This window comes from Variovorax sp. KK3 (assembly GCF_001984055.1).
Classification (GTDB): Bacteria; Pseudomonadota; Gammaproteobacteria; order Burkholderiales; family Burkholderiaceae_C; genus Variovorax.
Genome location: NZ_LYVO01000005.1, coordinates 89,787 through 103,163 on the forward strand (window position 1 = coordinate 89,787; position 13,377 = coordinate 103,163).

Annotated in this window: 12 protein-coding genes and 1 pseudogene; 6 read left to right on the forward strand and 7 right to left on the reverse strand. The window is 61.8% G+C overall.

The window, feature by feature from the left end:
* The first annotated feature begins 326 nt into the window (after positions 1 to 326).
* Positions 327 to 1,277, forward strand: coding sequence for a metallophosphoesterase (locus B0W80_RS04060; RefSeq protein ID WP_083745167.1), 951 nt, complete (start codon positions 327 to 329; stop codon positions 1,275 to 1,277).
* Positions 1,278 to 1,583: 306 nt separating this feature from the next.
* On the opposite strand, the gene B0W80_RS04065 is transcribed toward B0W80_RS04060, so the two are convergent.
* Complete coding sequence (locus tag B0W80_RS04065; protein WP_076997829.1) at positions 1,584 to 1,874, reverse strand: hypothetical protein; 291 nt, start codon at positions 1,872 to 1,874, stop codon at positions 1,584 to 1,586.
* Between the two features lie 385 nt (positions 1,875 to 2,259).
* Between B0W80_RS04065 and B0W80_RS04070 the strand changes: the two genes are divergently transcribed.
* Entirely contained in the window at positions 2,260 to 4,230 is a 1,971-nt protein-coding gene (locus B0W80_RS04070) for a beta-propeller fold lactonase family protein (protein WP_076997830.1), read from the forward strand.
* 70 nt (positions 4,231 to 4,300) lie between these two features.
* On the opposite strand, the gene B0W80_RS04075 is transcribed toward B0W80_RS04070, so the two are convergent.
* From B0W80_RS04075 to istB, 6 genes and pseudogenes are all read right to left on the reverse strand, one after another.
* The gene (locus B0W80_RS04075; RefSeq protein ID WP_076997831.1) at positions 4,301 to 4,912 is read right to left on the reverse strand and encodes a hypothetical protein; all 612 of its coding nucleotides are present in this window, start codon (positions 4,910 to 4,912) and stop codon (positions 4,301 to 4,303) included.
* Complete coding sequence (locus B0W80_RS04080) at positions 4,909 to 6,147, reverse strand: hypothetical protein (protein ID WP_179106828.1); 1,239 nt, start codon at positions 6,145 to 6,147, stop codon at positions 4,909 to 4,911. The genes B0W80_RS04075 and B0W80_RS04080 overlap by 4 nt, the downstream gene beginning before the upstream one ends.
* A 305-nt stretch (positions 6,148 to 6,452) precedes the next feature.
* Positions 6,453 to 6,839, reverse strand: coding sequence for a hypothetical protein (locus tag B0W80_RS04085; RefSeq protein ID WP_076997833.1), 387 nt, complete (start codon positions 6,837 to 6,839; stop codon positions 6,453 to 6,455).
* A 382-nt stretch (positions 6,840 to 7,221) separates the two neighbouring features.
* Positions 7,222 to 7,950: a hypothetical protein gene (locus tag B0W80_RS04090; protein WP_076997834.1), complete on the reverse strand. Its 729-nt coding sequence runs from the start codon at positions 7,948 to 7,950 to the stop codon at positions 7,222 to 7,224.
* A gap of 162 nt (positions 7,951 to 8,112) precedes the next feature.
* A complete protein-coding gene (locus tag B0W80_RS04095) occupies positions 8,113 to 8,559 on the reverse strand; it encodes a hypothetical protein (RefSeq protein WP_076997835.1) in 447 nt (148 codons plus the stop codon).
* A 357-nt stretch (positions 8,560 to 8,916) separates the two neighbouring features.
* Positions 8,917 to 9,674: pseudogene (gene istB, locus B0W80_RS36465) on the reverse strand (IS21-like element helper ATPase IstB).
* A gap of 200 nt (positions 9,675 to 9,874) precedes the next feature.
* Between istB and B0W80_RS36470 the strand changes: the two are divergent.
* The 4 genes from B0W80_RS36470 to B0W80_RS35915 all read left to right on the forward strand — a co-directional run bounded on the left by B0W80_RS36470 (position 9,875) and on the right by B0W80_RS35915 (position 13,361).
* Positions 9,875 to 10,243, forward strand: a complete 369-nt coding sequence (locus B0W80_RS36470; RefSeq protein WP_076997836.1) for a transposase — start codon at positions 9,875 to 9,877, stop codon at positions 10,241 to 10,243.
* Positions 10,213 to 10,614 carry an IS66 family insertion sequence element accessory protein TnpB gene (gene tnpB, locus B0W80_RS04110; RefSeq protein WP_373038165.1) on the forward strand — a complete coding sequence of 134 codons (402 nt, stop codon included), beginning with the start codon at positions 10,213 to 10,215 and terminating at the stop codon, positions 10,612 to 10,614. Before B0W80_RS36470 ends, tnpB begins: the two co-directional genes overlap by 31 nt.
* A gap of 1,559 nt (positions 10,615 to 12,173) precedes the next feature.
* Positions 12,174 to 12,485 carry a hypothetical protein gene (locus tag B0W80_RS04120; protein WP_076997838.1) on the forward strand — a complete coding sequence of 104 codons (312 nt, stop codon included), beginning with the start codon at positions 12,174 to 12,176 and terminating at the stop codon, positions 12,483 to 12,485.
* Positions 12,486 to 12,566: 81 nt separating this feature from the next.
* Positions 12,567 to 13,361: an NIF family HAD-type phosphatase gene (locus B0W80_RS35915; protein WP_218668868.1), complete on the forward strand. Its 795-nt coding sequence runs from the start codon at positions 12,567 to 12,569 to the stop codon at positions 13,359 to 13,361.
* The last annotated feature ends 16 nt before the right edge of the window (positions 13,362 to 13,377 follow it).

The window sequence follows — 13,377 nt, forward strand, 5'->3', positions numbered from 1 at the left end:
GGATCGCGGGAGCCGTGCCGCCCACTGCTCATGACTGTGCCAAAACTCCCTTCGCGCCTTGGGTTTGTCGCGCGCCGACAACCGTTCGCAGCGTCGTATAGCTCGCAATTTGCGGTCTGCCAACCGTGCCTTTGACGGTCGCATGCGCAAGTCGTAGATTGCCTGTAGGAGGTCGGGCGGCTTCGAAGCTCGACCCGCAACGCCCAAGTCCGACACCGCTTCCAAGCCCCGAGGCGCTCGCAAACCGGCCAGCGATCCGTCATAGTTTTTTGAGTTCGAGGGGTAATGCAGATGAAGTACGGAGTTCGACCAGGCTCAAGACTGCCATGGCGGGAAAGTCGGCCGATTGGTCGCGACCCTTCGAGCCGCTTTCCTCAGGTGACGTGGTGAAGATCTCTTCACCCCAAGACCCCGCCATGGAAATGCGAATTCAATTCGTCTCGGATTTGCATCTCGAACTTCTTTGGCGCTTTCCCGCCTGGCATGGGATTGCCCGGAATCCCGCGGCCGATTTGCTCGTGCTCGCAGGCGACATCCATCGGGTCGAGGACGTGGTACGCGTGTTCGGGCGTTGGCGGACGCCGGTTCTGTTCGTTCTCGGTAACCATGAGTTCTATCACGGGACGATGGACTCGCTGCGCAGAACCGCCCAGCAGATTACCCAGGGGACGTCGATCGTTGTCCTCGACAACTCCGGAGTCGGCCCGGCCGAACTGTTTCGCTTCAAGGGTTGGTACAGGACGAATAGGCGGAGAGTAGACGGGATACGGATACTCGGCGGCACGCTGTGGACTGACTACTGTCTTCCAGAAACGTCCGATGCACCAGACCGTCAAGCCCTTCGCATGGGCGAAGCAGGCAAGCGGTTGTTGGACCACCGCGTGATTCAATACAAGGACGGAGTGCCGTTCAAGCCTATCGACGCTCTGGACGAGCACCGCGCTACGGTCGATTGGCTCGCTGAAGCGCTATCGACGCCATTTGACGGCAAAACGCTGGTCATCACACATCATGGTCCGGACCGCGGGTCAGTCCATTCGCGATACGAAGGCGACATGCTGAACGCTGCGTTTGTGAGCGAGCTTCCAGCACTCTTGGCTCATGCAGACGTGTGGATGCACGGGCATGTACACGACAGCTTTGACTACCGGAGTTGCGGCTGCCGAGTCGTCACGAACCCGCGGGGGTACCCGACCAACTACCGCTCGGTCAGAGACTCCAGCAAATTGATCTTCGAGAATCCAAACTTTGACGCCAGCCTCATCATCACCGTCTAATTGCGATCCTGCACTAACTCCGCGCAGACACCATTTGGACGACAAGAATACAGCCCCGCCCTGCCCCGGCGACGGTAGCGTCGGTCCTCCAAGACCAGCAGCTTGAAGGGCGCGACAGTCACCCGCCAGCACTGCCTGATCGACCGGCGGTGCCGGGTCAAGATGCCTTGGCCGGACGCATACGAAACGGCGTGGCGAATCCCGGACAAATCTGTGCGCCGCGCGCTCCGGACCCCACAGACGATTTGGAGCATCAAGTCGCCTAGCTGAGCGGCGTTTGGGCGGCGAGCCCCAGAGCGCCAGTGACTAACGCCAGTAGGTCACGCCGTCGTCGCACTTCCAGCCAACCTTGTCCGCCTCCATGGCCACGCCGACGGTCGGCTGTCCCGTCGAGGTGTTGAACGAGACGGTAGGCAACACGTCGCCGCTCACCCGGCCGACCTTTTGGCAGTTATGGGCCGACTTGAACTCACGCCACTGGCTCCCCTTGTAGAGGCCCAGGGAAACTGACCCGCCGACGAAGAGAGCGACGACAAGTAGGGGGCCGTAAAACGACCATCCGGCTTGACGCATCCAGTTCCAGGCCTTGGTCTTCATCGCGCCATCGTACTGATCTTCAGGCTCTTCCTATCGGAGGCCGACGTCGCCTATTCACTTCCGTGGAGTCTCCCGGGTTTGAGGGTGCCAGGACGCGCACTTGAGTGTTACCAGAGGTTTCATAGCCCATACACTTCCGGAACCTATGCACCAAAAAGTACCCACTTTCCTCGCCCGCAATTTACCGGGAGGTATCGCATCGACCCTCCTTGCCTTGGCTCTCGTTGCATGCGGTGGCGGAGGTGGTGGCGGCGGTGGGTTCCCTCTTCCAAGTTCCACGCCCACTGCACAGACGGCACCGACCGTACCCGTCACTGATCCTGTACAGAATCCCGAGGTTTCGCCAGAAATCCCGCACAGAGTTGGCGGATCGGTCTCAGGTCTGGTGGGCCAGGGTCTCATCCTGCAAAACAACTCGGGCGACGACATCGCCGTCACCGCCGACGGCACGTTCGGCTTCGCCGCAGCGCTGAAGCCAGGCTCCGCGTATTCGGTCACTGTGAAGACCCAGCCGTCGGGCCCGACCCAGATGTGCACGGTCAACGCCGGTGCCGGCACCCTGGCCGACGCAGACGTGAACAACGTCAAGATCGTTTGCGCAACGCAGAGTTTCCTGGTGGGCGGCACGGTTACCGGCCTGGCCGGAACGGGGCTCGTCCTGCAAAACAACGCGGGTGACGACCTGGCGGTGGCCGCCAACGGGCGGTTCACTTTCGCAACGCCAGTGGCCAGCGCGGCGAACTTTGCGGTCACCGTGAAGACCCCGCCTGGGTCGCCAACGCAGACCTGCAGTGTCAGTCGAGGTACCGGCCAAATTGGCGGTGTCGCCGTCGACAACGTGGCAGTTGTGTGCTCGACAACTTCGTACTTTGTCAGCGGCACGATTACAGGCCTCACCGGCAGCTCGTCGGTTGGTCTGCAGAACAACGGGGGCTCCTCCATCTACTTGCAAAACGACGGGCCATTCACCTTCCCGGACAAGGTCGCAAGCGGGTCGCTCTATGCCGTGACGGTGAACTCGCAACCTTCGTCACAGGTCTGCACCGTCGTTAACGGCTCTGGTGTGGTTGCGACGAGCAATGTCACCAACCTCGCCATCGTCTGCTCGACCCAGACGTTCAGCGTTGGCGGCACGGTTTCGGGCCTTGAAGGTACAGGCCTCGTTCTTCAGAACAATGCCGGGGACGATCTTCCAATCACAGCGGATGGCAGCTTCTCCTTCGCGACGGAGGTGGCGAGCGCCAGCTCGTTCAACGTGACGGTGAAGACCCAACCCAAGATACTGGACCAGACCTGCACAGTGGCGAACGGGACGGGGCTCATCATGACGGCCGGAACGACGTCAGTCGCGATCACTTGCGTCACGGCGACTGCCCGAGCTGCCTACATCGGCATGTTCCAGGGGCCTCCCGTGACGGGCGTGGCTCCGCACATGATTTCCAACAACGTCATCAACTCAGGCGTATCGCCCCTGGGTGCGATGGGCAGTGTCGGACCGTACGCCGTTGCCGTCGATCCCTCGAGCAAGAACGTCTATGCCGTGAACGGAGACTGGATTTACCAGTTTGGCATCGCCAACCCCATTGGCGTCGGCCTGCTGGTCAAGAGCCCGATCCTTACTCAGCCAGGCAGCGTCGGCATCATCATCGACCCCCAAGGTAAGTACCTGTATGTCTGCAACGTCCTGCAGAACTACATCGAGGCCTTCAGCATCGACCAGACCAGCGGTGCGCTCACACATATAGGGGTCACGCCTACGGGCATTCGACCGCGCTCCGGAACCATCGACCCCACGGGCCGATTCCTGTACGTCTTCAACGAGTCATCCAACAACGTCTCGACGTACACGATTCAGCCGAATGGAACTCTGTCGGCGGCCACCAACTATGCAGTTGGCATCTCGCCGACCGCGATAACGCTGGACCCGACCGGCAAATTCCTCTACGTGGGCCACCTGTCGTCGTCGTACATCATGGCGTTTGCCGTCGACCAAACGACCGGTGCGCTTTCAAATGCCACGGCGTATGCGACATCGAACCGGCCATCGCGCCTGGCCATGCATCCCAAGGGGAAGTACCTCTACGCGGGGGAAGGCGATGGGACTACCGGCGCACTGATGACGCAGTATTCGATTGACGCGACGACAGGCGCCTTGACCCCAGCCAGCAACCTGCCGTCCGGCGCAACCCTTCAGATGGTCTCGATGTCCGTCGACCCAACGGGCCGGTACCTGTTCACCCTGTCGCAGGACATGCAGGCGACGTTCGCAATCGACCAGGTGACTGGCGCGCTGACGGCGCATTCGGGCTTCACCTTGCAGAGTGCGAACGGCACTTCGATGGCCATAGCTCGATAGTCCGGCCGGCGCAGCGCGGCGCCGTAACGAAGGTGGCCAGCGCTCACGCCTCGGGGCGAAGCTGGTCAGCTCACCGGCCTGCCACCGCGCGGCGAACCGCGTCCCAGTGCTGACCGAGGTTGCGTTTGGACAGGTGCGCACTCAGTGCGTGGGCCGTTCGAGCAAGCGTCACCATTGCTAGCTCGGGCACCAGCTCGCGCCAGGCGGCCTCGCTGCGAACCAAAACGAATTGGGAGCCCACCTCAAGCTGGTGAAGCACCAACTGTCGGGCGAAAGCCCGCGAGGGAAGTCGCAAGCCTGCATCGAAGCGCTCCGAGGCCCAGGGGCACATCTGGACGACGAGCACGTTGTTGCTCACCTGCTCGTCCCCCAGTTCTTCTCGGAGCTCGCGCAACCGGTCCCACGTCCACTTGCCATAGCCCGAGCGGTACGCTGGCGCCAGGCTCTGCAAGGGCCAGCCTGGCGTGGGAGGCGGCGGGTGGTTGTAGGCATAGCCAGGTGACGCGTCGTGGCCTGGATTGGCGAGCAGCCACGTCAACGGAGCCCCGATGCGGCCTTCGTAGGGCATCGGGGCAATCTCGGTGTGCAACCGCGTCGTCGAGTTCGGTGGCCTTCGCGCGTTGTACCGCTCGATGAGCAGCAGGTCGGCGTTACCGTCGAATTCGAAGCTCGGCGAGGTCATTGCCGCTTGAATGCTACGCGGTTGATGACGGAAACCCGGTAGCTGCCGTAGTTCACAAACGCTGCAGGCATCTGCGACCAGTCCAGGCTGAGCGGGATGGTCCAATCGAAATTCGAGGTGAAGGTCTTCTCGAACAGCTTGACCGTCTCGTAGCCTGGCTGGCTGTTGATGAAGGTCGGGCCCTCGAGGGTCAAGATCACCGTCAACGACTGGTCCAGTTCCCAGCCTGGCGCCACATTCGCCGGCAGCATCGTGCCCTGGATATGGTACTGGAGGGTGCCACCGGTGGCGTTCTGCATGACGTTCGCCGCAGTCATCCAGTGGTGGAAGTCGCTTCCCGTCACCTTGCCCACGGGAATCTTGGCCAGCTCGGTCGGCTCAGCCGAGAGTCCGTAGCCGTAGCTGCTGATGGTGTTGACGTTGGCCCACGTCACCTCCGACTTGCCCGACATGCCGGAGCTGTCCAGGTGGCGCACGTTCAAGGCGAGGGTGCTGAGGGAGCCGCCCGAATTCGCGCCGCGTGGCTCGAGGTCGGGCGCGCCTGCTGGCGCCGTGAACAAGCATTGCAGGTCTGTGAAGTTGGCAAAATCCCAGAAGGTTGCAAAGTTCGCGTCGGAGCGTAAGTAGGCGCATCCGCCGACGGTGCTCACCGAATCCCCGACATTGAGTCCGCTCGCCTTGAAGGTCGCAAAGGGGGGCAGCGAACCTGGCGCGACGGCCTCGACGGTCGAGTAGGCGGGCTCACTCGTCTTGCCATCACTGGAGACGACCAGCTTGAGTTTGTACGTGCCGACGACGTCAGCCCAGAACGTCGCGCTTGGGTTCGTGGCGACGAACAGCTGCGTGGTGCTCGTCGCCGGCATTGATTCAATCGACCACAGGTAGGTGATTGATTTGCCCGGCACCCCCTTGCTTGTCGAGCCATCAACCTGGACGCTCTTCTGAGTGAGCGTGCCGAGCTTGCTGGGGATGATGGCAACCGGCACTACTGGCGTCGGCGCCGGTTCCTGGGTATCGGGAGGTGTTTCCGGAGCGACTTCAGGTGCGGTGACGACGGGTGTCTCAGGCTGTGCGGCGGCCGGCGGCGCGCCGGCTGATTGCTCCGTCGATGTGGCGGGAACCGGCCCGGCCGTAATGAGCGGATAACCCCCGCCCCCTCCGCCACCGCCGCCGCACGCGGTCAACAACACCAAACTCGTGATACAGGCTCCAGTGGCGCGAAGGTAGGGGTTCAAAACGCTCTCTTTGTAAGAAAAAGGTGAGCATTGTATGTAACTGTGGTCAGGTTCTGGTCAGGTAATCCCTAATTTGGTGCAGGTTCGGCGGTCGGGCGACCTGACGCCTGGAGGCCGGAGTTCCGTCGGTGCGCAGTCGCCGGCACCGGTCTATGATCGATTCGCGCGTTCGGCTTGACCGGGCGTTTGCATCACCCTCGGGTGTGCCAGTGACCAGGCGAGAGCATCACCACCATGTCATCGACTGCAGGCAGCAAGCGGCGCTTCGGCGCCGTTTGTCCGTGCGGGCCGGCGGGCCGACGTCGTCAGGCGCTGAAGGCGTAGCCCCAGGCGAAGGCGAGCAACAGGACGCTGCCGCCCGGGCCGAGCCCATGGCCGAAGACGCTCCACAGGGGCCCCTGCGCGTTGCCGACGAAGAATGTGATCCGCCCGGCCAAGAAGAGCACGACGAACGCCACGGGAACGGCGCCGAGCTGCGCCGGCGCCGTGGAAACGAAGGCGGCCAGCGCGAGGAGCGCCAGCAGGGTCTGGCTCAGGGTGTTCTGCAACAGCCTGCCGGCGTTGCGCACGCCCAGCTTGGACAGCCCCGTGGCCGCGAGCACCAGAATCGCAAACCACCCCGCCAGGTCCCGCACGACATCCGCGCGCGCGGCGGGCATGTAGACCGGTTCGTGAAAGGCCCCGACCAGCATGGCGGCGGTGCACAGAATCGCCGCGGGTTCTCCTCTACAGCACGACATCCCTTCGCCCGCGGACGTCGCCTCCCGGCGATTGCAGTGCCTCCAGGCACTGCATGATGGCCACAGGCATCAGTCAATGCAACCCCGCGAGTCAGGCCGAGGGCCGGGCCTCGAGTCATCCGCACCTACGCGGCGAGAGTCAATCGCCCCCGTGCGGGCCTGGCGGCCCTGAGTCATCCAGCCTCGTGAGGAGTTCCGCCTGGCCAGTACGGAGTCAAAGTCCTGGAGCGCCCGTGAAAGTGCTGCCCGGTACGGATCGACAGGGGCCATGTGGCATGCACCGGCCGGCCGTGAGTCCTTTGCGGGGCCCCGCGCGGGGCGCACGCCACTTCCCTTAACAATAGAAGTTGAACTTGCAGGCCCCGGCGCCGCCGTTCACGCCAGGCCGGCATTCGCCCACACCGCTGTATTCCATTTGCAGCTTGCACGTTTTCTGCCGGCCGTCATCGTTCAGTCGAACCGTCCAGTAGTAAAAGTGACTGCCCGTGCTCAAGCGCTGCTCGCTACTCGGTGGTCCAAGAGCCCTGTCAACCCATCCTTCGGGCAAGCCCTTGAGCCTGCGCTCGAGTTCGAAGGTGGAGCAGCTCGCTGAGCCATCAACACAATCGAGCGCGCTCAGCGCATTGTTGGCAAATCGCTCCTGGTCGGCCAGAACCTCCGGTCGCAAACCCTCTGTGCGTGTTTTGGCGATATCCGCTTCGATTCTTCTCCTCGCAGAGCTCTCGGCGGCAACAGGCGCCTGCATTGCGCGGACATCCTGATTCGCCGGTGCACGGAGCGTTGGAAGCACGACTGCGAAAATGAGGCCGAGCCCAAGGAGACCGAGAGCAGCCTTTGGAATCAACCCCAGTTTCTTCGGCTGGATCACATTTGCCGGGCCATTCACCGCGGCGACAGCCTTCTCAGGCAGATTGGTTCCGATGAGGACTTCGGATTGCCTTCGTTGCTTTTGAGCGATTGCCGCCTCGACCTTGGCATAGATCGCACCACACTTGGGGCATTCGCCCAGTGGTGCCGCGTCTGTCGTCACGCGCTGATAGCCGCACTTAAGGCAGGTTTTCAAGCTCAGCTCCTCGTTCCTTATTCTTGGCGGATTATGAGGGGGCGTGCGAAGTGCGCGCTCGATTCCGACGCGGCCTTCAGCCCTTGGCGCTGGGCGCGGGCGCGCCATCTCCTCCACCCCTCGACCACGTCAGCCTGGCGGCCCGCTCACCCGCGCACAGCTTCATTGGCTGAGGCAGGTCGCTCGAGGCGAGCCATCCTGGAGGAAGCCGTCGAGCACACGTTCCGCGCCCTTGCCCTTGAAGCCCACGCCCATGACGTACCAGAGCGTTTCGCCATTCAAGGGCCCCGCCACGAGGAGCTCCAACGTGCTGAAGCCAAATTTGGCCTCGGGCACATCGAATACGAGGTTGACCCGCTCCCGGCTGCCGTCTTTCGAAATTCTGGTGGCGGTACCCGGAAACTCACCAGGTGTGAAGCGGTCCGTGAGCTTCGCCACCCGAGTCGAGTCGTCCCAGCTGAAGCGTGCCGGCAAAAAGTCGCGCGGCGATTTTTTCGCCTCGGTCTCACATATTGTGACCCTGGCCGCGACGGGCCCGGCGGCCGCGGCGAGGCCCGCGGCTACGAATGCAGCCCAAGCTGCCCGAAGCTTCCAAGTTCTGATGCCCACGTCGTTTCCTCGTGTGATGAGCGCGAGCCGGCGTCCACCTTGGCCGCCGGCGGACCGACGCGCAGGATGCCACATCTCCTCAAAGCCACTCGAGCGGCGCCAGCAGATGCCGCTTCACCCGAGCAGCGCCTCAGCGGCCAAGTCGCCTCACATCACAACTTCAGCCGGCCGCCCTGGAAGGAATGCCGGTGTACGCCTCAGGATGCGGCTGAGAGCGCGGTAGCGCGACTTCACAGTGCTGGCATAACGACGCACCAGCACTCCTTCTCCGGATTTCGAGCACTCCCGCCACTACGGACGACCTATCGAGCAAGGCGTGTGTCAAGCGACATCAGGAACTGACCCCCGGGTTGTTGATCAATCGGTCGAGACTGCGTCTTTCGCGCTGGCCTGGTTAACCAGGCCAGCGCGGCGCTTCGATCTGAGCCGGTAGCTGTCGCCGCGGATCGTGATGACGTGGCTGTGATGCAGTAGCCGGTCCAGGATCACGGTGGCGACCACGGCGTCGCCGAACACGGCGCCCCATTCGGCAACCGAGCGGTTGCTGGTCACCAGCATCGATCCGCGCTCGTAGCGCCTGCTCACCAGTTGGAAGAACAAGTGGGCGGCATTTGCCTCGAATGGCAGGTAGCCCAGTTCGTCGACGACCAGCAGCTTGGGCTTGGTGAAGTGCACGAGCTTCTCCTCGAGCCTGCCTTCGGCGTGGGCCCGGGCCAGTTGCGTCACCAGTCCGTTGGCCGGCACGATCAACGTGGAATAGCCACGCACGATGGCCTCGCGTCCGAGCGCCACGGCCAGGTGCGTCTTGCCCACTCCGGGCGCGCCGAGCAGCAACACGCTGTCGCCGTTGCCGATCCAATTGAGGTGGCGAGCTCCCGGATCTGCTTGGGGTCCACCGACGGCTGCGCCTCGTACTCGAAGCCCTCCAGGGTGCGCACGCACGGGAACTTGGCGATCGACATGCCCATCTGGATGCGCCGTTCGTCCTTGCGCGCGACCTCGGCTGCGCACAGCATCGAGAGCGCCTCGCGCAGGTTGAGTTCGGCGCGGCCGGCTTGGTCGAGTAGTGTGTCGAGTTGGTCGCGGATGGCGGTCAGCTTCAGGCGCGTCAGCATCGGTTCCAGGTCGCCCGATACCTCCAGTGCCGGGGCCTTGGCGCTCTTGCCGGCGGCTATCACCAACGGCCTCCGAGCGCACTCTCGTATTCGGCCAGCGATCGCAGCAATTCGGCGGGCGATGCCGCAGGCAAGGCCACGGGCAAGCCGTCGGCCGGTGGCCTGGCCAGCCAGTTCACGCTACGAGGTTCGCGCCGACGATGCCAGCCACCCGGCGCAGGCACAGCGAAGAGCTGAAGCATGAGTTGATCGAACGCAGCCTGGAGCCTGGCGCGTCGGTTGCCGCCATCGCGCAGGAGAACGGCATCAATGCCAATCTCCTGTTCAACTGGCGCCGGATTCGACTGCATGCTGAGGGACCTGCAACCGAGGCCGCAGCGCCGCCGATGCTCCTGCCGGTCAAGGTGCAGATGGACGCCGTATCCAAAGCGGTCCCCAAGGCCATTGCGCCGCGCCCTTCAAGCGGCGTGATCGAGATCGATGTTGGGCCACGCGTGTTCGCCTGCGCGGAGCCGTCGACGAGGCCAGCTTGCACTGCGTGCTGCGCCTGCTCGGTGCCATCGCAATGATTGGTCTTCCCTCGAACATGCGCGTGTGGATCGCGGCCGGCCCCACCGACATGAGGAAGGGCTTCGATGGCCTGGCTGCCATGGTCCAGACGGCACCCTTCTGCGGCCTCGTCTTCGCCTTTCGCGGCAAGCGCGGCGACAGCCTGAAGGTCCTGTGGTTTGATGGCCGGGGCCTGCTGCTCCTGGCCAAGCGGCTCGAACGCGGGCGCTTCGCCTGGCCGCAGGCCACGTCAGGCAGCGTCTCGCTCTCGCCAGCGCAGCTCTCGATGCTGCTGGACGCATGCCGGTGCGCACGCCCGAGCCGATGCTCGCTGCTTGATTCCAGCGCTCTCGTCGAGACGAACTACTGGATGAGAAGTTCTCCGGTGTAGCACTGGTTGTTCGACGTGGTGAAGGCCGAGCAAAATAGAGAACGGACGAAGCCCATCGACGCCTCCAACACGCTTCATACCGTTGAGCGTTTGCTGCGAGTGGTCGAGGAGCGAGACGCCGAAGTGATGCTTCTGAAACTCATGGTCGACAAGCTCAAGTTGCAGTTGCAGTTGCAGCGTAGTCGTCCTTCATTTTCTGTTGGTTGGCGCGGTGCCAAATGTAGTCAGAGAGTTGTGATTTGGTGATGGTCATGTCGATTTGAGGTAGCGCCGGGTATCGATACTGAGGCGCCCCGGCAGTCCGCGCTCCAAGCCGGTATAGGAGTACGAAGCGGAGATTCGAAGCAGCTTTCAAGAAGTATTTTTGCCTCGAGCCAAACTGCGGCGAAGGCCGAATGACCTCGCTCGCACGGCGACTCGCCGGTCCAGTCCGACCCGCGCGGAAAAAGCCGTTCTCAGCAGGCCCCGACAGCGATAGGCCTACAACTCGTGCTTGACGATCGAACACGGCCAACACCTCGACCATCACCCACCCGCCCCATCCAGTCTCGCTCTTGGCCGTCGCCCCTTGACCGTTCGCCCCCACCCTTCCCCTGCAGCTTGATCCCCTTCGGACGCTTGGACGCTCTGGCCCTGCGTCCCCTTCCCTTTTGGATAAGGAGACTGCTTAGCTGAGCGCTAGCTCAACGCCCTGGTAGGTATTAACTCAGCATTTCAAACGCGCACCCCCTAGCCTCTTGGCCAGGATATTCCTTCGGGCCGCCGAAATTAATCAGCAAATACCCCCCGGCAGCCGTTCGAGTTAGGGCGCTACCTTCGCCACCCATAGCCATTTTCAACCCTTTTTCCCCTGGTTTGGCATATTCGACCCTACCCCCAGTGCATCGGCCCCAGGTTGGGTGAGTACCATAGCAACCAGCTGCTTCCCGTTATAACAGGGGAAGAAAGCCTAGACAAAGCTCGAGTATTAGTTCGGCGCAAGGGCTAGTTTTTCAGTTGCCTCATCCAATTCAAGCTGCAGCAGGCAGCGTTGAACCTCGCATCTCCAAATGGAACCCGTGGCATGAAGCGCCACGACGCGATTTTCAGACAGTACCCGCCAGTATAGGCGCCGAAAGTCAAGTTCAAAAACTCTCCTAATACGCAGCTAGTTTTTTCGACAAAAACTATGACATGCACCCGAAGAATCGAGGGGTCCCGAGGGCAAGGGGAGGCTCAGGTGGGCGAAGCGCTTCCTCGCCTCGCGAACCCTGACCGCGCGAGTCATCTCAAAAACCTCAAAGAAACCAAGGGTTTAGCGAGCGTCTACCTGTGATCGAACTCCGAAGCATTGCTTTAAAGTTAACAAAAAATGCCGAATATTTGGCGCCTCGCGTGTTGACTGATATATTTCTTCGCAATACAAAGAAAAGTCTTCAAAGGTTAAGGGACGGTCTAGCTTCCGCATGCTTAATTCCAAACAGCAACGTTGCCATCTCGCTAAAAATAGATTGAATTCCAAGCGAATTCGTGTCAGCATTCGATCAAAACGTTCTCAACCTTCGTAGGAGGGAGTTGCGATGGGCCAGGGAAAAAGTATCCCCGACGATTTTCCTAGAGAGGACCTTTTTGGTGCCCTTCCTGGATTGCAACCTAAGATTGGCGTGCGCTTGGTTGATGGCACAGTCGTTGAGGGCCTGACTGAGGACGAGTTGTATACGCGGTACGACGCCTGCGAGGATTTAGTAATTCAATTGGTCGGCTATTGCGAACGAAAGCTCCAGGTGCGCCCGGAGTGGGATCTGCCGACGTTGTTGACCAAAGTGCGAGGAGGCGTTGGACAGAAGGGTTGGGGCGTTTCCCCTGCCGAACTCAGCTGGATCATGTGCTAAGTGAGCAAACGCATGGCGGGCCGCCGGAAGGTCGTCTAAGTCAAAGCGATTGCCAGCGCAGATTGAAGTGGTGCACAGAATATGGCTAGCTCACCGCCACCCCGCCCAACGGTTCTTGCCCTGGACCTAGAGGGAACTCTCATTTCCAACGCAGTCAGCCAGTTTCCCCGGCCGGGCCTGTTTGAGTTCATTGAGCGGTGCCAAGCGCTGTTTGAGCGCATCGTCATGTTCACATCTGTGACTGAGGACCGGTTCCGCCAAATCGCCAAGACGTTAGTAGACGAAGACGCTGTACCGGTTTGGTTCCAGCACCTGGAGTACGTGCATTGGGAAGGTTCCATCAAGAACCTGACTTTCATCTCGGACTGCGAGTCGAGCGAAGCGCTATTGGTAGACGATCATGCGGACTACGTTCATCCAACCCAACTGGAGCAGTTCATCAGGGTAGAACCCTTCGAACCACCGTTCTCCGACTCCGACAACGGGCTCGCCAAGGTCCTTGACGAACTCGCGCAGCGCGGTATTTCACCGATTGATCCCGGCCGACTGCCCTCACGACATCACATTCCTCAAGACCATCAGAGCCTGCTGATGCACCGAGAGGCCGTCCGCCTCATTCTTGTGGACCCTTCGCTTGTCCTCAAGGCTCAGGCCACGCTTGCCCGCTGGATGGTGATAGGTAGCCAGAGGTCAGTGCCACTATGGGAGCAATGGCGAGACGTCCTTGAGCAAAGGAACTGGGACCTGGCCGTTGAGGATTCCGAACGCGGCCGCGAGTTGCGCCAGGCATCGCCGCTCTCCACCCTGCTTCCCCAAGAGACGCGCCTCGAAATCATCGCGAGGGTGCGCCGGATGCAGAGGCTGGATGAGTGCTGAACCACTCTCCCTGGGT